The sequence below is a fragment of the Sinorhizobium alkalisoli genome, assembly GCF_008932245.1.
Lineage (GTDB): Bacteria > Pseudomonadota > Alphaproteobacteria > Rhizobiales > Rhizobiaceae > Sinorhizobium > Sinorhizobium alkalisoli.
In genome coordinates, this window is the sequence record NZ_CP034909.1 from 48,942 (window position 1) to 65,552 (window position 16,611).

The following is a 16,611-nucleotide window of genomic DNA, read 5'->3' on the forward strand; positions in this document are numbered from 1 at the left end:
ATTCAAAGTGCTATAGCGACCTTTGCGCGTCTAATAAGACGCGCGGCGCTGTAGATCGCGGCGGATGCTCGAAACGGGCATCCGCCCCGCCTGTTGAATGGAATGACGACATGACCGAACCGCGCCGCGCCAGAGCAACGGAGGCCTTCTACGGCCGTCGCAAGGGCAAGCCCTTGCGGGAACGCCAGGCCACGAATCTGGAAACCATTCTGCCGGTTCTGAAGCTCGATCTCGACCATCCGGCGCCTGCATCCCTCCCGGAGCTCTTCGCCGTCCCGGTCCAGCGGATCCGATTGGAGATCGGCTTCGGCGGCGGCGAGCACCTCCTGCATCGCGCGGCGGAGGATCCGCGCACGGGCTTCATCGGTGTGGAGCCCTTCGTCAATTCCATGGCCAAGCTGCTCGGCCAGATCGAAACGCGGGGGATCGGCAATATCCGGCTTTACGACGACGATGCGACCCAGGTGCTCGACTGGCTGCCCGCCGCCTCACTGGACCAGATCGATCTGCTCTATCCCGATCCCTGGCCGAAACGGAAGCACTGGAAGCGGCGGTTCGTCTCGAAGGCCAATCTCGATCGTTTCGCCCGCGTGCTCAAACCCGGCGGCTTCTTCTGCTTCGCCTCGGACATCGACAGCTACGTCAATTGGACCCTTATCCATTGCCGCGATCACGCTTCCTTCGAATGGACGGCGGAAAATGCGGCCGACTGGCTGTCACCGTTCGCGGGCTGGCCGACCACGCGCTACGAGGCCAAGGCCCGCCGGGAGGGGCGCAACTCCGCCTATCTGACCTTCCGGCGCACTTAGCGCATCTGCCGAAAATCGGAATCGAGGTCGATGCGGTAGCCCTTCCAGGGGGGAGAGCCGCGGCACGCCCCTTTTCCCCGTCTTCGCGCCCGCTGGGAGAAGGCTGCGGCAGCGGCAGCCGGGTGAGCGGGAAGAAAACTGTCCAGCAGTCAATGCAGCGTTACGGTGCGCAATTCGTCCTCGGCGGCCTTGAAGAAAGTGCTGGAGCGGTTGTCGGTCAACAGGATCGGCGTTCCGTCGGCTGCAAATAACGCCCAGAGATCGATGCCGGGGCCGATTTCGGGTGCTTCCGGAAAGCAGCGGGAGACCTCCTCCGAACGCATCTTGCGGATATAACCGACTTCGCCCGCGCCGAGATGCGCGAGGTCGTTCTTGGACAGCAATGTGTTGATGGTTTTCAGTCCCATGGTGGTGCTCCGTGGTCGCCGGCGCGGGAAATGCCCGCCGGTTATCCTATTCTGGGACCGAAATGTTAATTTTCTTTACCATTCTCAACGGCTCTGGCCGCACGAGATCGACCGAGAGGAGTCCGTTGCGCAATTCCGCGCCGAGCACCTGCATGCCGTCGGCAAGAACGAAGGTGCGCTGGAACTGGCGGGCCGCAATGCCGCGATGCAGATAATCGCGCTCGCCGGTTTCTATCTGGCGGCCGCGGATGACGAGCTGGTTTTCCTCCGTCGTCACATCCAGGTCGTCCTCGGAAAAGCCGGCAACGGCAAGGGTAATGCGCAAGCGCTCCGGCGCGCCGGCCGTGCCGTCGCCATGAATGCGCTCGATATTGTAGGGAGGGTAACCGTCATTCGCCTTGGCGATGCGCTCAAGGGTCTTTTCCATGCTGTCGAAGCCCACCAGGAGCGGGCTCGTAAACGGCGTAATCCTGCTCATTCTTCAAGTCCTTGCGAGATCAAGCGACCATCTTCCAGGACCTGCCAAGCAGCATCCCGCCAAGCAATATGGTGGCTGTGCGCAACGAGTGCAAGCGGCTTGCCTCTGGTGCGGGCGCAAATCATAGTCCACCGGGCGACGGCCTGAAGCCGCGCCGTGGTTATGTGTTGCGCGGCAAATCCGCAGATTCGAGATGGCAGGAGTAGGACAAGTGTCAAACGCGCGAAAGATCATCATCGACACGGATCCGGGGCAGGATGACGCGGCCGCGATCATGCTCGCCTTAGGCAGCCCGGAAGAAATCGACGTTCTCGGCATCACCACCGTCGCTGGCAATGTGCCGCTCACGCTGACGGCGCGCAATGCGCGGATCGTCTGCGAGCTCTGCGGCAGGACGGACGTGAAGATTTTCGCAGGCGCGGATAGGCCGGTGGCGCGCCCGCTCGTCACCGCCGAGCACGTCCATGGCAAGACCGGGCTCGACGGCCCCGAATTGAGCGAGCCGACAATGCCGCTTGAGGAGCAGCACGCCGTCGATTTCATTATCGCGACGCTCAGCGCCGAGGCGCCGGGCGCGGTGACGCTTTGCACGCTTGGTCCGCTCACCAATATCGCGCTCGCCCTCACCAAGGCCCCGGAGATTGCCCCGCGGGTACGGGAACTGGTGATGATGGGCGGCGGCTTTTTCGAAGGCGGCAATATCACGCCGGCGGCTGAGTTCAATGTCTTTGTCGATCCGGAGGCCGCCGAGATCGTCTTTAGCTCCGGCATTCCGATCGTGATGATGCCGCTCGACGTGACGCACCGTGTCCTCACACACAAGGCCCGAGTCGAGAAGATCCGCGCAATCGGCAGCCCGGCGGCGGTCGCGCTTGCGGAGATGCTCGAGTTCTTCGAGCGCTTCGACATCGAGAAGTACGGCACCGATGGTGGGCCGCTGCACGACCCGACGGTTATCGCCTATCTGTTGCGGCCCGAGCTCTTCACCGGTCGCGACTGCAATGTCGAGATCGAAACGACTTCGGCGCTGACAACCGGCATGACTGTCGTCGACTGGTGGCAGGTCACGGGCCGCGAGCACAATGCCATGGTCATGCGGCACATCGACGATGAGGGCTTCTTCGATCTGCTTACGGATCGCCTGGCGCGTATCTGAGCATGGCCGGATGATACCCCAGAATATGAAAACGGCGCCAATGGGGCGCCGTTTTCTGTGTCTCCTGCTCTGGTCAGAACTCTTCCCAGTTGTTCTCCGCCAGGGCGTTGGCGCCGATAGTCCGGGCCGGCATGTGCGGCCGCGGGGGGGAGTACCCAGTACCTTGCTGCGTGCGGCTCGCCGCTGCGGAATGCGGACGGGAAGCTGCGCCTTCGGCTGACCGCAACCGCGCGGCGGCACCACGCAGCCGCTCGGCGGCCGCCTGCGTCGTTTCCTCCTCCGCCAACCGGAAGCGGGAGACGAGAGCGCTGAGCGCCCGGGCCTCGTCGTTGAGCGCCATGCTGGCCGCCGTAGTCTCCTCGACCATGGCGGCGTTCTGCTGCGTCACCTGGTCCATCTGATTGACGGCCACGTTGATCTCCTTGAGCCCGACGGCCTGCTCGGAGGCGGAGCTCGAAATCTGGCGGATTAGCCCGTTGATCTCGACCACCTGCTCGGCGATCTTTTCGAGCGCGCCGCCCGCCTTGCCGACCAGATCGACGCCCTCGCGCACCTGGCCCGCCGATGTGTTGATCAGCGTCTTGATCTCCTTGGCGGCATTTGCAGAACGCTGGGCAAGCTCGCGGACTTCCTGCGCCACGACCGCAAAGCCCTTGCCCGCCTCCCCGGCGCGAGCGGCTTCGACGCCGGCATTGAGCGCCAGGAGATTGGTCTGGAAAGCAATCTCGTCGATGACGCCGATGATGCGGCTGACCTCGTGCGAGGATTGCTCGATGCCATGCATCGCAGCTATCGCCTTTTGCACGACTTCGCCCGACTGTTCGGCATCGCTGCTGGCGAGCTCGACCGATTTTGCCGCGACCTTCGCATTTTCGGCACTGGCATTGACCTGCGAGGTCAGCTCGTCGAGGGCGGCCGCGGTCTCTTCGAGACTTGCCGCCTGCTGCTCGGTCCGCTGCGAGAGATCGTTGGCGGCGCTCGAAATCTCGCCGGTGCCGCCGCCGATGTTGACGACGGACTGGTTGACTGTGCGGATCGTCTCTTCGAGGCTGTCCATCGCGGCGTTGAAATCGCGCTTGAGCTGCGCGTATTCCGCGGGGAATTCATCCGCGATCCGGAAGGTGAGGTCACCGGATGCGAGATGTGACAGGCCGTTGCCGAGGCGTGCGACGATGTCGCGCTGGAGCGCACTGGTTTCGGCTCTTTCGCTCTCGGAGCGGCTGCGCTCGCGCTCCGCCTGCTCGCGTTCGTGCCGCGCTTCGCCTTCCAGGCGTTTGGTGTCGGCAAGCTGGTGGCGGAAGCCTTCGAGCGCCTTGGCCACGGCGCCGGTTTCGTCGGTGCGGTCCTGGCCGGAGATCGGGTTTGCGTAATCGCCGTTGCCGAGCGTCTCCACGTCGCGCACGAGCCCGGAGAGCGGCTTTTGCACGAAACTGCGCACGGCAAGATAAAGACCCGTGAGCACGGCGAGGAGTACGACGAGACCGCCACCGATCATCATATAGGTCTGGTTGTTGACCGGAGCGTTGATGATGGTGCGAGGCACATCCACGAGCACGACCCAACTGGCGTTCACATTGGGCAGCTTGAAGGGATAGACGACGCGGTCGAAGGGTTCGTTTCCGTCATAGGTCAGGTTCTTGATCGTGCCGGAGGCGTTTGACGAGAGGGCATTCTTGACCACGTCCGCGCCTTCGCCCTCATATTCCTTCATGAGCAACTCGGGAATCGGCGCGGCGAGCCACTTTCCGCTCTGCGAAAGCAGGTATACGCGGCCGGACCCGAAAGGCTTGAGCTTGCCGAGCCGGTCGGCGAGAGAAGCGAGCGAGATGTCGACCCCCGAGACACCGATCATCCTGCCATCCGACATCACCGGGTAGGCGATCGACGTCATCGTCGTCGGTACGTCAGTGCCTTCGGCGAGGTAAGGTTGCGTGATCGCACCCTTGCCGCTCTTTGCGGCCAGCGCGTACCATTCGGCGGCATAGTCGGCGCCGAAAGTCGAAAATTGCGCTTGGCCGTCGCGGTTCTTCGACCAATAGGGCGTGAAGACGCCGTCGGCGTTGGCGCCGAGTTCCTCGTTGCTGGCCACTTCCCGCTGACGCCCGTCGAAGGCTTTGATCTCCTCGGCAAACCAGCTGCCGAAGGCGAATTCATGCTGGTCCAGGTTCGCCTTCAAAAGGTTGATGGCGCCCGCACGGTCGACGGACTTTCCCGCGTGGCCGCGCCCGAGCACGCCTGACATGGTCCGCGCCGCCGCGGCGAGTTCACCGACGCTGCCGGCAATGTCGGAAGCAATGGCGCGTGCTTCCGCCTGCGCCCCCTCAAAGACCAGCGTCTCGACGCGATCCTGGGTCTGGGAGATGAGAACGAAATTCGAGGCGAGCAGCACCAGGGCGATCGTGCCGCCCGTCACGGCAATCAGCTTGGTCGCCAGCGATTTGGCATGGAACTTGATCATTAAATCCTCACGCACTGAGAGTCCGCAGCTTGCAATGCGGCGCGACAGTCCGAACTGTAGGGTGAAACTCCGTCATGGAGCGCGTGATGCCGACCGGCATGAAGGAACCGGGTCTAAAATGGCCCGCTTCGTAATCTGGATAAGCGATCAAAGATTAAGATAGAGGCAACAAATCGGCCAATTCCTGGCCCTCCGGGGATATTCCAGGGTGCAGGCGTCGTTGCCGCGACAGAGCCTGTCCTGATTGCGAATGGCCGAATATCGGCGCTGTCGTCAGAGGCGGACGGCGACCTCGGAGGCGAACGGGATCGCCGGTTGTGCGCCCGGCTTCAGGCAGGCGAGCGACCCGGCGACGGCGGCGCGGCGAAGCGCTTCGGGGAAGAAGAGTCCCGAGTCCAGACTCGCGGCGAGATAGCCGCAGAAGGTGTCGCCGGCACCGACCGTGTCGACGGGCTCGATCGCCAGCCCCTTCGCGCGATGGACCTCGCCATCGTGGATCGCCACGGCGCCGTCGGCGCCCAGCGTAACGATTAGCGTCTGCCCGGTCTCCGCGTGGAGAGCCATCATCGCCGCTTCCCGTTCGGGGCCCGCGATGCCGACCCTGCCGGCGAGCAGTTCGAACTCGGTCTCGTTCGCGATGACGATGTCGGCCATGCGGCCAAGGCGGGCGGCGTCCGGCGTCAGCGGCGCGATGTTGATGACGGAGCGGATCCGGCGCCGCCGGGCTTCGGTCAGTGCCTTCTCCACGGAGGCTGCCGGTATTTCCAGCTGCAGCATCAGCGTGTCGCCGACTGACATCGACTCGACGGCGGCAACGGCATTGCTTGCGCTGACGGTCGCATTGGCACCGGCAACGACGACGATGACATTCTCTCCCTCACCGTCGACCATGATATGTGCGGTACCGGTCGGCTCCACGGCCGTCTTCACAAGGCTGAGATCGGCACCCGCCTCCCTGAGCAGTGCAAGCGCACCTTCGGCAAAGCCGTCCGAGCCGACCGCACCGGCGATGCGCACGGATGCGCCGGCGCGACGGGCGGCCAGCGCCTGGTTGGCGCCCTTGCCCCCGGCGGCGGTGGCAAAGCCCGTCCCGGCAACGGTCTCGCCGGGCTTCGGGAGGCGCGTGGTCGTGGCGATCAGGTCCATGTTGATGGACCCAAGGACAGTGATCATCTGGAACGTGCCCCATCGGTTGCTGATTTGCCGGACAGTGCCCGAGCGCGTCAGTCCTCGTCAACCACTCTGAGCTTCAATTGACCGATACGGCCCTCCATGGACCGTTCGCCCGAACCTTCTTCCTTGCTGCTGCGCGCGGGTGCGGGTGGCGTTTCCAGGTCCAGCGCCTCGATCTTCGCGCCACGGCGCGTCAGCTTGTCGGAGGAGATCAGGATCTCGTCGATATCTTTCTGCGTCAGGGCGAAGTGCCCCTGGAGCTTGCGCACGCGCTCGTCGAGGCGGGATAGATCCTCCATGAGGCGCACGACCTCGCCCTGTATTAGATGCGCCTGCTCGCGCATGCGCGCGTCCTTGAGGATCGCCTGGATGACCTGGATCGAAAGGAGCAGCAACGACGGCGAGACGATGACGACGCGCTGGCGATGGGCCTTCTGCACGACCGTCTCGAAATGCTCGTGGACCTCAGCGAAGATCGATTCGGATGGGACGAAGAGAAACGCGGTCTCCTGCGTTTCTCCGGAGAGCAGGTATTTGCCGGCGATATCGCGGATATGGACTTCCATGTCGCGGCGAAAGGCCTGCGCGGCCTGCTGGCGCCGCTCGGCACTCTCGGCATCGCGCATGGCGTTCCAGGCCTCCAGCGGGAATTTCGCATCGATCACGAGCGGCGGCTGATCGTTCGGCATGCGGATGACGCAATCAGGCCGTGCGCCGTTGGAGAGCGTCGCCTGGAAGATGTAAGCGCCGATCGGCAGCCCATCCGCGACGATCGCCTCCATGCGCGACTGGCCGAAGGCGCCGCGCGTCTGCTTGTTGGAAAGGATGCTCTGCAGCCCGGCCATGTCCTTGGCGAGCGCCTGGATGTTGTTCTGGGCGCTGTCGATGACGGCCAGCCGCTCCTGCAGCCGCCGAAGATTTTCGTGGGTTGCCTTGGTCTGCTCGCTGATCGAGGCACCGATCCGGTGCGTCATCCCGTCGATCCGCTGACTGAGCGATTGGTTGAGCTCAGCCTGTCGGGCGCCGAAGACGTCCGCCATCGCTGCGATCCGTCCCTGCATTTCGGTCTGTGCCGCAAGCAGCGACGCAATCTGCTCGGCGCGCTCGTCCGCGCGAAGCGCACGGGCACGGCCCGCGGCCATGATCGCCAGGAGTGCGATCAGCAGGGCGGCAGCGGTGACAAAATAGCCTGCCGTGATGGGCAGGGCGCCGAGTTGAAACAGCGGCTGGTCGAAGGAAAAGGCGACGGGCTCCATGGCCGCAGCCTAACAGATTCGTTTCCGATGGCCAGATCAAAACGAGAACAAAGAAAAGTCGCGCCTTGGCGGGAGCCGATCGGGTGGCCATCCGGACCGCAATCGGCAAATTCCTTGCGCCCGAGCGGAAAGATCGGTTATGGGAGCGGCATGACGATCAAGCCGCTTATCATCCTTCCCGATCCCATTCTGCGCCAGATGTCGGCGCCGGTGGAGACCATCGACGACGAGGTCCGCCGCCTTGCCGACGATATGCTCGAGACCATGTACGATGCTCCTGGCATCGGCCTTGCGGCCATCCAGATCGGCTTGCCGAGGCGCCTTTTGGTGCTGGATGTCACCAAGGAGGGCGAGGAGAGAAAGCCGCTCGTCTTCATCAATCCCAAGGTCGTCCGCTACTCCGAGGAGCGCTCGGTCTACGAGGAAGGCTGCCTGTCGATTCCGGACTATTACGCCGAAGTTGAGCGCCCGGCGGCGATCACCGTCGAATATCTCGACCGTGACGGCAAGCAGCAGAGCATCGAGGCCGACGGGCTGCTTGCCACTTGCCTGCAGCATGAGATCGATCACTTGAACGGGGTGCTCTTCATCGACCATATCTCCAAGCTCAAGCGCGATATGGTGATCCGCAAGTTCACCAAGGCTGCCAAGGTACGCGGAAGCCGGGCGATCTGACGGCTCCGATGCAACCGGCATGAAGGATCGGCGCTTGAGCACGACGCCGTTTCGGGCAATCGAGAGATACGGAGTACACCGACTTGCCGCTGCGCATCATCTTCATGGGCACACCGGACTTTGCCGTTCCGACGCTGGCGGCGCTCGCAGAAGCCGGGCATGAGGTCGTCGCCGTCTACACCCAGCCGCCGCGTCCCGGTGGCCGGCGTGGCCTCGATCTTCAGAAATCGCCGGTGCACCAGGCGGCGGAGCTACTGGGCGCGCCGGTGTTGACGCCTGTCGACTTCAAGGATCCGGCCGATCGGCAGCGTTTTCGCGGCTTCGATGCCGATGTCGCCGTCGTCGTCGCCTATGGGCTCTTGCTGCCGGAGGAGATTCTCTCGGGCACGCGCCATGGCTGCTACAACGGCCATGCCTCGCTCCTTCCGCGCTGGCGGGGTGCGGCCCCGATCCAGCGCGCCATCATGGCCGGCGACAGCGAGACCGGCATGATGGTGATGAAAATGGACAAGGGGCTCGACACCGGCCCCGTCGCGCTGACGAAGCGCGTTGCGATCGGCGAGGCAATGACGGCCGGCGAGCTGCACGACAGGCTGATGCATGTCGGCGCGAGCCTGATGAAGGAAGCGATGGCGAAGCTCGAGGCGGGCGATTTGACGCTGACGCCGCAGCCGGAAGAGGGCGTCGTCTACGCCGCCAAGATCACCAAGGACGAGACACGCATCGATTTTTCGAAGCCCGCGCGCGAGGTCCACAACCATATTCGCGGCCTTTCGCCCTTTCCGGGCGCCTGGTTCGAACTCGTGACCGCCGGCCGTATCGAACGCACCAAGGTTTTGGGATCGGAACTTGCCGAAGGAACCGGCAAGCCCGGCACTGTGCTCGACGAAGCATTGACGATCGCCTGCAGCGAAGGGGCCGTGCGGCCGACGCGCTTGCAGCGGGCGGGCGGCAAGGCGCTTCCCACGGCCGAGTTCCTGCGCGGCACGCCCGTTGCGACCGGCTCGAGGATCGCCTGATGCCGCGCTATCGCCTGACTGTCGAATATGACGGCTCCGGCTATGTCGGCTGGCAGCGGCAGGAGAACGGCCGTTCAGTGCAGGGCGCGATCGAGAAGGCGGTGCTGTCGCTGACCGGCGAGATCGTCTCGATCCGCGGCGCCGGGCGCACTGATTCCGGCGTTCATGCAATCGGCCAGGTGGCGCATGTAGATCTGGGGCGCGAATGGAAGAGCCACACGCTGCGCAACGCGTTGAACGCCCACCTGACGCTCGCTGGCGATAGGGTCTCGATCCTCGATGCGGCGGACGTGCCGCCGGATTTCGACGCGCGCTTTTCCGCCGTCCGCCGCCACTATCTCTACCGCATCATTTCCCGCCGTTCGCCGCTGGCGCTCGAGGCAAGGCGCGCCTGGTGGGTGCCGAAGACGCTCGACCATGAGGCGATGCAGGAGGCGGCCCAGCGGCTCGTCGGCCATCACGATTTCACCACTTTCCGCTCGGCCCATTGTCAGGCGACGAGCGCTCTCCGTACGCTCGATCGGCTGGATGTCACCCGCAACGGTGAACTCATCGAGATCCGGGCGAGTGCGCAGAGCTTCCTGCATAACCAGATCCGCTCCTTCGCCGGCTCGCTGAAACTCGTCGGCGAGGGCAAATGGACGCCGGAAGCTCTGCAGGCGGCACTCGAAGCGCGGGACCGCAAGGCTTGCGGTCCTGTCGCGCCGCCCGACGGCCTTTACTTCCTGCAGGTGGACTACTGAACCGTGGGTTCAACCCGGTACCAGGCCGAAGAGATGCTGCAGATATTGTCCGACCATCATCGAAGGCAGCAGGAACAGCCCCGTCAGCGCTGCGGCGAGCAGGTTCTCATTGCCGGTGATCGTGCGCAGCAGCCGGAAGAGCAGGGCGATGCTGGCGAAGAGCACGATCAGCCACAGGAATGCGGTCACCTGCTGGCTTCCTCGCGTAAGGAGCAGGATCGCGGCCGGCACAGCCATCGCATAGGAGAGGGGCACAGACAGCCAGTTGCTGGTGACGATCACCGGCACCACGAGACCGGCGAAGCCGAGCGGCCGTGAAAGGACGACGATCAGCAGGATCGGCACGAGCCAGCTTGCGAGATCGACGATGAAGAGCTTGAGGAAAAAGCTGCCGCCGACGGTGGTGCCGCTCGGCATTGCGGAAAGATAGTAGAGACGCCAGGAGGCCCAGGTCACCGCCATGGCAGGCAGCGACCAGAGGATCGCCGCGAAGGAGCGCCACAGGCCGCGTTCGCTGATGTCCAGCCAGCCATAGCCTTCGCGCTTGCCGAGGATCAGCAGCCAAAGTCCCTTGACGTAGGAGAGGACCTCTTCAAGCGACGGCATGGCCGAACCAGCGGGCTATGAAGGATTCATAAATATTGGTGAGCGTCTCGAGATCGGCGACTGCGACGCGCTCATCGACCATGTGCATCGTCTGCCCGACGAGGCCGAATTCGACGACCGGGCAATAATCCTTGATGAAGCGTGCATCCGAGGTGCCGCCGGTGGTGGAGAGTTTGGGTCGGCGTCCGGTGACGCTTTCGACTGCGCCCGAAAGCGACTCGATCAGCGCATCGTTACGGGTCAGAAAAACATGGCTCGGGCGTTCGTTCCAGACGATTTCATAGCTGACCGGCGCCCGGCCGGGTCTGAGCCTGTCGTCCTTAGCGGCCTCGTCGAGCCGCGAGACGATCTCTGCCTTCAGGCTCTCGACCGTCCAGCTATCATTGAAACGGATGTTGAAAGCAGCACTTGCCTTGGCGGGAATGACATTCACGGCGACATTTCCGACATCGACCGTCGTCACTTCCAGGTTGGACGACTGGAAATTCTCCGTGCCCTTGTCGAAGGGCGGGTGCATGAGCGCCTGGACGAGCTGAACGACACCGCGCACCGGATTGTCGGCGAGGTGCGGATAGGCGGCATGTCCCTGAACGCCATGGACGGTGATCCGGCCGGAAAGGGAACCGCGGCGACCGATCTTGATCATCTCGCCGAGCGCATCGGGATTGGTGGGTTCGCCGACGAGGCAGGCGTCCCAGCGCTCGCCTTTGCCTGCCGCCCATTCGAGCAGCTTCACCGTGCCGTTGATCGCAGGACCTTCCTCGTCACCGGTGATCAGGAAGGAAACGGAACCCTGCGGCGGCCCATGCGTCTCAATGTGTCGGGCAACCGCTGCCACGAAGCAGGCGATGCCGCCCTTCATGTCGACGGCGCCGCGGCCATACATCTCGCCGCCGGCGATCTCGGCGGAGAACGGGCCATGGCTCCATGCGGCCTCGTCGCCGACCGGGACCACATCCGTGTGGCCGGCGAACATCAGATGCGGACCTTGCGTTCCGAGCCGTGCATAGAGGTTCTCGATATCCGGCGTCCCGGCCTCTTGCGCGACCATCCGGTCGACCTTGAAGCCGAGCGGCGAAAGCATCGCTTCGAGCGTAGCGAGCGCCCCGCCCTCGGTCGGAGTTACCGACGGGCAGCGGATGAGGGTGGCGAGATTGGAGATCGGATCGGTCGGAAACATGGAGCGGAATGCCTGCGGTGCCGGTGGGCCAATGGAGGAATTGCTGGTTTATCCGATCGATTTCGAGCTGTCACGCAGTCATGGAATCGAAAACGGCCGGACGATCGTCCGGCCCGCTTCCATCCTGATCGGACAAGCCTATTCGCCCGGGGCGAGATGCGGCGCTTCGATCCGGGCTCCCGCATGCTTCAGCGGCCTTTCGCCCGAGAGCTTGCGGATCAGCACATAGAAGACCGGTGTCATGAAGATGCCGAAGGCCGTAACGCCGATCATGCCGGCAAAGACCGCGATGCCCATGGCCGAGCGCATTTCCGCGCCGGCGCCGGTGGAGGTGACGAGCGGCACGACGCCCATGATGAAGGCCATGGAGGTCATCAGGATCGGCCGGAGCCGAAGCCGGCTCGCCTCGATCGCGGCGCTGACGGCATTGCTGCCGGAGAGCTCGAGTTCGCGGGCGAACTCGACGATCAGGATCGCGTTCTTCGCCGATAGCCCCACAAGCACGATCAGACCGATCTGCGTGAAGACGTTGTTGTCGCCACCCGTTAGCCAAACGCCCGCCAGCGCCGCCATGATGCCCATCGGCACGATGAGGATGATGGCGATCGGTAGCAGCAGGCTCTCGTATTGCGCGGCGAGCACGAGATAGACGAGCAGCAGCGCCAATGGGAAGATGAGGATGCCTGAATTGCCGGCGAGGATCTGCTGGTAGGTCAGATCCGTCCACTCGAAGCTAATGCCGGGCGGCAGCGTTTCCGCCGCGATCCGCTCGACCGCCGCCTGCGCCTGGCCCGAGGAGAAGCCCGGAGCCGGCCCGCCATTGATGTCGGCGGCGAGGAAGCCGTTATAGCGGATTGCCCGCTCGGCGCCCACCGTCTGCTCGACCTTGAGGAGCGCCGAGAGCGGGATCATCTCGCCCGAGGCCGAACGTACCTTCAGCTTGCCGATGTCGTCCGCATGGCTGCGGTAGCTCGCATCCGCCTGGATCCGCACGCTGTAGGTCCGGCCGAAGGCGTTGAAATCGTTGACGTACAGCGAGCCCAGATAGATCTGCAGCGTCTCGAAGACGTCCGTCACCGCCACGCCAAGCTGGCGCGCCTTGGTGCGGTCGAGGTCGGCATAGAGCTGCGGCACATTGATCTGGTAGCTCGAATAGAGTCCAGCCAACTCCGGCGCTTGCATCGCCTTGCCCAGGAAAGCCTTCGCGGCATCGTCGAGGGCCCGGTAGCCGAGGCCGTTCCTGTCCTCGATCTGCAGCTTGAAACCGCCCGTCGTGCCGAGGCCTTGGACCGGCGGCGGCGGGAACATGGCAATGAAGGCATCCTGGATCGCCCCGAATTGCTGGTTCAGCTGCATGGCGATCGCACCGCCGGAAAGCTCGGGCGTCGTGCGCTCCTCGAAGGGCTTTAGGGAGACGAAGACGATGCCGGAATTCGAAGAATTCGTGAAGCCGTTGATCGAAAGGCCGGGGAAGGCGATGGCATGCTCGATGCCCGGATGCTTCATCGCGATGTCGCTCATGCGGCGAATCACGTCCTCCGTACGGTCGAGTGTGGCCGCATCCGGCAGCTGCGCGAACCCGATCAGATACTGCTTGTCCTGCGCCGGCACGAAACCGCCGGGGACGGAGCGGAACAGGACGAGCGTGACACCGAGAAGCACGACATAGACGCCCATGATCAGCGACTTGCGCGTGAGAATACCGCCGACCCCTCGGCCATAGGCCCCGGAGCTCGCTCCGAAGAAGCGGTTGAAGCCGCGGAAGAACCAGCCGAAGGCCTTGTCCATCGCCCGCGTCAGCAGATCCTTCGGCGCACGATGATCCTTGAGCAGAAGCGCGGCGAGCGCCGGCGAGAGCGTCAGGGAGTTGAAGGCGGAGATCACAGTCGAGATCGCGATGGTCAGTGCGAACTGGCGGTAGAACTGGCCGGTGAGCCCGGTGATGAAGGCGAGCGGCACGAAGACCGCAACCAGCACTAGGGCGATCGCGATGATCGGACCGGAGACCTCCTGCATGGCGCGATAGGTGGCCTGGACCGGAGACAAGCCCTGCTCGATGTTGCGCTCGACGTTCTCGACGACGACGATCGCGTCATCCACGACGATGCCGATCGCCAGCACCAGTCCGAAGAGGCTCAGCGCGTTGATCGAGAACCCGAAGACATACATAACCGCGAAGGTGCCGACGATCGAGACGGGAACGGCGACGAGCGGGATGACGGAGGCGCGCCAGGTCTGCAGGAAGACGATCACCACGAGCACCACCAGCGCGATCGCCTCGAGCAGGGTGTGTACCACCGATTCGATCGACGCCCGGACAAACTGCGTCGTATCGTAGACGATCTCGTAATCGACGCCTTCCGGCATGGTCTGCTTCAGTTCGGCCATGACCTTGTGGACGTTCTCGGAAATCTGGATGGCGTTCGAACCCGGGGCCTGGAAAACGCCCATGCCGACGGCGGCGCTGTTGTCGAGGAGCGAGCGCAGCGAGTAGTCGGCAGCACCCATCTCGATGCGCGCGACGTCGCCAAGACGCGTAATCTCGCCATTGGCGCCGGACTTGACGACGATCTCGGCGAAGTCCTCGGGCGTTTTCAGACGCCCTTGCGCATTGACCGAGAGCTGCAGGTCGAGCCCTGGGACGGAGGGCGAGGCGCCGATTACGCCGGCGGCCGCCTGGACGTTCTGCCCGCGGATGGCATTGGCGATGTCGCTCGCCGCAAGCCCGCGCGCGGCGGCCTTTTCCGGGTCGATCCAGACACGCATCGAATAGTCGCCGCCGCCGAAGATCTGCACCTGGCCGACGCCCTCGACCCGCGCCAGCCGGTCCTTCACCTTGAGCACGCCGTAGTTGCGCAGATAGTTGATGTCGTATTGCCCGTTCGGCGAAATGAGATGCACGACGAGCGTCAGGTCGGGCGAGCTCTTGACGGTAGTGACACCGAGGCGGCGCACCTCCTCCGGCAACCGCGGCTCGGCCTGCGATACGCGGTTCTGCACCAGCTGTTGCGCCTGGTCCGGATCGGTGCCGAGTTCGAAGGTGACGGTCAGCGTCATCAGTCCGTCGGCAGTCGCCTGGCTCTGCATGTAGAGCATGCCCTCGACGCCGTTGATCTGCTCTTCGAGCGGTGTCGCGACAGTCTCGGCGATAACGGCGGGGTTGGCGCCGGGATACTGGGCGCGAACGACGATCTGCGGGGGCACCACCTCCGGGTATTCGGAGATGGGCAGGCCGGTCATGCCGATCAGGCCCGCGACGAAGATCAGGACGGAGAGAACGCCCGCGAAGACCGGGCGGTCGACGAAATAGCGTGAGAAGTTCATGTCATCCCCCTTTGGGACAAGTCAGGCACGCGGCGGGGCTTTTGCGGACAAGAATGCTTGTCCGCCGGCTCGGCGCATGCAGATTTGTGTTCGGACGCCCCCTTGGGACGATAGGCTATGGCTTCGCGATCGACGCCGTCGTTTGCTCGACCGGCTGCGGCGCGACGATCACGCCGGGGCGCACGCGCTGCAGCCCGTTGACAACGATGGTCTCGCCGGGAGCCAGGCCGTTCTCGACGATTCTCAGGCCATCGGCGGTCGGGCCGAGTGTCACCTGCCGGTATTCGACCGTGTTGTCGGGGCCGACGACCAGCACGAATTTCTTGTCCTGGTCCGATCCGATCGCGCGATCGCTGATCACCAGCTTCTCCCCCGGCTCCGGGTCGCCGATGCGGATGCGGACGAACTGGCCCGGGATCAAACGCCCGTCGGCATTGGCGAGCGCCGCACGGAGACGGATGGTGCCGGTCGCCGCGTCCACTTCATTGTCGATCAGCTGGATGTGGCCTTCGATCGGCGTGCCCTCGTCGGCGGCGGTGCCGATCTGGACCGGAATGCGCTCGATTGCATCCGTTCCGGAAAGCTTGGCAAGTGTGGCGGCGGCGACTTCCTCGTTGACGTTGAAGCTCGCATAGATCGGATCGATCGAGACGATTGTCGTCAACACCGGCGAAGCCGTGCCGGCTGCAACGAGATTGCCGGCCGTCACCTCGAGCGCTCCGACGCGCCCGGTAATCGGTGCCCGCACCTCCGTATACTGCAGGTCGAGCTGCGCGGAACGGAGCGCCGCCTTGGCCGATCGGACATTCGCCTGCGCCTCGTCATAAGCGCTTAGCCTCTGATCCACGCCGCTTTGCGGGATCGCATTGGTGGCAACGAGCTTGCGACCGCGCTCGAGCTCGGTGTTTGCAAGCGCAACCCTTGCTTCTGCGGCCGCGACCTCCGCCTCGGCGCGCTCGACGGCGGCGGCATAGGGCGCGGGATCGATCGTCAGGAGCAGGTCGCCCTTCTCGACCAGCGCCCCCTCGCGGAAGTTGGCACTCAGGATAGCGCCGCCGACGCGGGGGCGAATCTCGACTCGCTCAATCGCTTCAAGACGACCCGAGAAGCTCTCCCAGGTCGTGATCCGGCGCGTCTCCGCCTTGGCAACGGAAACAGGGATTGCCTGCGGTGCCGCCGCGGCCGTGGCGTCCGCCTGGGATCGGGTGGGCAGGCCGAATACAACAGCAGCACCGCCGGTGATGGACAACAGGATACTGAGGCCGGCACCCCAAAGGGCCCGGCGGGCAATGGTCGACGTCATGTTTTCTCCTTGCCGGTTGGGAGC

General features: G+C 64.2%; 14 protein-coding genes. 5 read left to right on the top strand and 9 right to left on the bottom strand.

All coding sequences use genetic code 11. The features are described from left to right. The first annotated feature begins 110 nt into the window (after window positions 1–110). Entirely contained in the window at window positions 111–809 is a 699-nt protein-coding gene (trmB, locus tag EKH55_RS00230) for a tRNA (guanosine(46)-N7)-methyltransferase TrmB (protein ID WP_069459654.1), read from the top strand. A gap of 149 nt (window positions 810–958) precedes the next feature. Here the strand turns inward: trmB and EKH55_RS00235 are convergent, their stop codons facing one another. Both EKH55_RS00235 and EKH55_RS00240 read right to left on the bottom strand, forming a co-directional pair. Then, window positions 959–1,216 carry a BQ00720 family protein gene (locus tag EKH55_RS00235; RefSeq protein ID WP_069459653.1) on the bottom strand — a complete coding sequence of 86 codons (258 nt, stop codon included), beginning with the start codon at window positions 1,214–1,216 and terminating at the stop codon, window positions 959–961. 46 nt (window positions 1,217–1,262) lie between these two features. Continuing rightward, window positions 1,263–1,694 carry an Hsp20 family protein gene (locus EKH55_RS00240; RefSeq protein ID WP_069459652.1) on the bottom strand — a complete coding sequence of 144 codons (432 nt, stop codon included), beginning with the start codon at window positions 1,692–1,694 and terminating at the stop codon, window positions 1,263–1,265. Window positions 1,695–1,905: 211 nt separating this feature from the next. Here EKH55_RS00240 and EKH55_RS00245 point away from each other — a divergent pair, with 211 nt between their 5' ends. Continuing rightward, on the top strand, window positions 1,906–2,850 hold the full coding sequence (locus EKH55_RS00245; protein ID WP_069459651.1) for a nucleoside hydrolase: 945 nt from the start codon (window positions 1,906–1,908) through the stop codon (window positions 2,848–2,850). A 73-nt stretch (window positions 2,851–2,923) separates the two neighbouring features. Here the strand turns inward: EKH55_RS00245 and EKH55_RS00250 are convergent, their stop codons facing one another. The 3 genes from EKH55_RS00250 to EKH55_RS00260 all read right to left on the bottom strand — a co-directional run bounded on the left by EKH55_RS00250 (window position 2,924) and on the right by EKH55_RS00260 (window position 7,737). Beyond that, window positions 2,924–5,308 carry a methyl-accepting chemotaxis protein gene (locus EKH55_RS00250; protein ID WP_151610759.1) on the bottom strand — a complete coding sequence of 795 codons (2,385 nt, stop codon included), beginning with the start codon at window positions 5,306–5,308 and terminating at the stop codon, window positions 2,924–2,926. Window positions 5,309–5,581: 273 nt separating this feature from the next. Continuing rightward, a complete protein-coding gene (locus EKH55_RS00255) occupies window positions 5,582–6,481 on the bottom strand; it encodes a ribokinase (protein ID WP_069459649.1) in 900 nt (299 codons plus the stop codon). Between the two features lie 50 nt (window positions 6,482–6,531). Further along, window positions 6,532–7,737 (bottom strand): DNA recombination protein RmuC, encoded by a 1,206-nt coding sequence (locus EKH55_RS00260; protein ID WP_069459648.1) that lies wholly within the window; start codon window positions 7,735–7,737, stop codon window positions 6,532–6,534. Window positions 7,738–7,887: 150 nt separating this feature from the next. Here EKH55_RS00260 and def point away from each other — a divergent pair, with 150 nt between their 5' ends. The 3 genes from def to truA all read left to right on the top strand — a co-directional run bounded on the left by def (window position 7,888) and on the right by truA (window position 10,174). Next, a complete protein-coding gene (gene def, locus EKH55_RS00265; protein WP_069459647.1) occupies window positions 7,888–8,412 on the top strand; it encodes a peptide deformylase in 525 nt (174 codons plus the stop codon). Between the two features lie 83 nt (window positions 8,413–8,495). Next, a complete protein-coding gene (gene fmt, locus EKH55_RS00270; RefSeq protein ID WP_151610760.1) occupies window positions 8,496–9,431 on the top strand; it encodes a methionyl-tRNA formyltransferase in 936 nt (311 codons plus the stop codon). Beyond that, window positions 9,431–10,174, top strand: coding sequence for a tRNA pseudouridine(38-40) synthase TruA (truA, locus tag EKH55_RS00275; protein ID WP_069459645.1), 744 nt, complete (start codon window positions 9,431–9,433; stop codon window positions 10,172–10,174). The genes fmt and truA overlap by 1 nt, the downstream gene beginning before the upstream one ends. Window positions 10,175–10,183: 9 nt before the next feature. Here the strand turns inward: truA and EKH55_RS00280 are convergent, their stop codons facing one another. The 4 genes from EKH55_RS00280 to EKH55_RS00295 form a co-directional block, all read right to left on the bottom strand. Then, window positions 10,184–10,780, bottom strand: coding sequence for a hypothetical protein (locus EKH55_RS00280; RefSeq protein ID WP_069459644.1), 597 nt, complete (start codon window positions 10,778–10,780; stop codon window positions 10,184–10,186). Further along, window positions 10,767–11,960, bottom strand: a complete 1,194-nt coding sequence (dapE, locus tag EKH55_RS00285; RefSeq protein WP_069459643.1) for a succinyl-diaminopimelate desuccinylase — start codon at window positions 11,958–11,960, stop codon at window positions 10,767–10,769. The genes EKH55_RS00280 and dapE overlap by 14 nt, the downstream gene beginning before the upstream one ends. Before the next feature lie 138 nt (window positions 11,961–12,098). Next, the gene (locus EKH55_RS00290) at window positions 12,099–15,284 is read right to left on the bottom strand and encodes an efflux RND transporter permease subunit (RefSeq protein ID WP_151610761.1); all 3,186 of its coding nucleotides are present in this window, start codon (window positions 15,282–15,284) and stop codon (window positions 12,099–12,101) included. A 115-nt stretch (window positions 15,285–15,399) separates the two neighbouring features. Continuing rightward, entirely contained in the window at window positions 15,400–16,587 is a 1,188-nt protein-coding gene (locus EKH55_RS00295; RefSeq protein WP_069459641.1) for an efflux RND transporter periplasmic adaptor subunit, read from the bottom strand. Between the last annotated feature and the right edge of the window lie 24 nt (window positions 16,588–16,611).

Excerpts from the sequence above, each read along its gene's own strand:
- trmB (WP_069459654.1), top strand. The coding sequence starts at position 111 with ATGACCGAACCGCGCCGCGCCAGAGCAACGGAGGCCTTCTACGGCCGT.
- EKH55_RS00235 (WP_069459653.1), bottom strand. The coding sequence starts at position 1,216 with ATGGGACTGAAAACCATCAACACATTGCTGTCCAAGAACGACCTCGCG.
- EKH55_RS00240 (WP_069459652.1), bottom strand. The coding sequence starts at position 1,694 with ATGAGCAGGATTACGCCGTTTACGAGCCCGCTCCTGGTGGGCTTCGAC.
- EKH55_RS00250 (WP_151610759.1), bottom strand. The coding sequence starts at position 5,308 with ATGATCAAGTTCCATGCCAAATCGCTGGCGACCAAGCTGATTGCCGTG.
- EKH55_RS00255 (WP_069459649.1), bottom strand. The coding sequence starts at position 6,481 with ATGATCACTGTCCTTGGGTCCATCAACATGGACCTGATCGCCACGACC.
- EKH55_RS00260 (WP_069459648.1), bottom strand. The coding sequence starts at position 7,737 with ATGGAGCCCGTCGCCTTTTCCTTCGACCAGCCGCTGTTTCAACTCGGC.
- def (WP_069459647.1), top strand. The coding sequence starts at position 7,888 with ATGACGATCAAGCCGCTTATCATCCTTCCCGATCCCATTCTGCGCCAG.
- truA (WP_069459645.1), top strand. The coding sequence starts at position 9,431 with ATGCCGCGCTATCGCCTGACTGTCGAATATGACGGCTCCGGCTATGTC.
- EKH55_RS00280 (WP_069459644.1), bottom strand. The coding sequence starts at position 10,780 with ATGCCGTCGCTTGAAGAGGTCCTCTCCTACGTCAAGGGACTTTGGCTG.
- dapE (WP_069459643.1), bottom strand. The coding sequence starts at position 11,960 with ATGTTTCCGACCGATCCGATCTCCAATCTCGCCACCCTCATCCGCTGC.
- EKH55_RS00290 (WP_151610761.1), bottom strand. The coding sequence starts at position 15,284 with ATGAACTTCTCACGCTATTTCGTCGACCGCCCGGTCTTCGCGGGCGTT.
- EKH55_RS00295 (WP_069459641.1), bottom strand. The coding sequence starts at position 16,587 with ATGACGTCGACCATTGCCCGCCGGGCCCTTTGGGGTGCCGGCCTCAGT.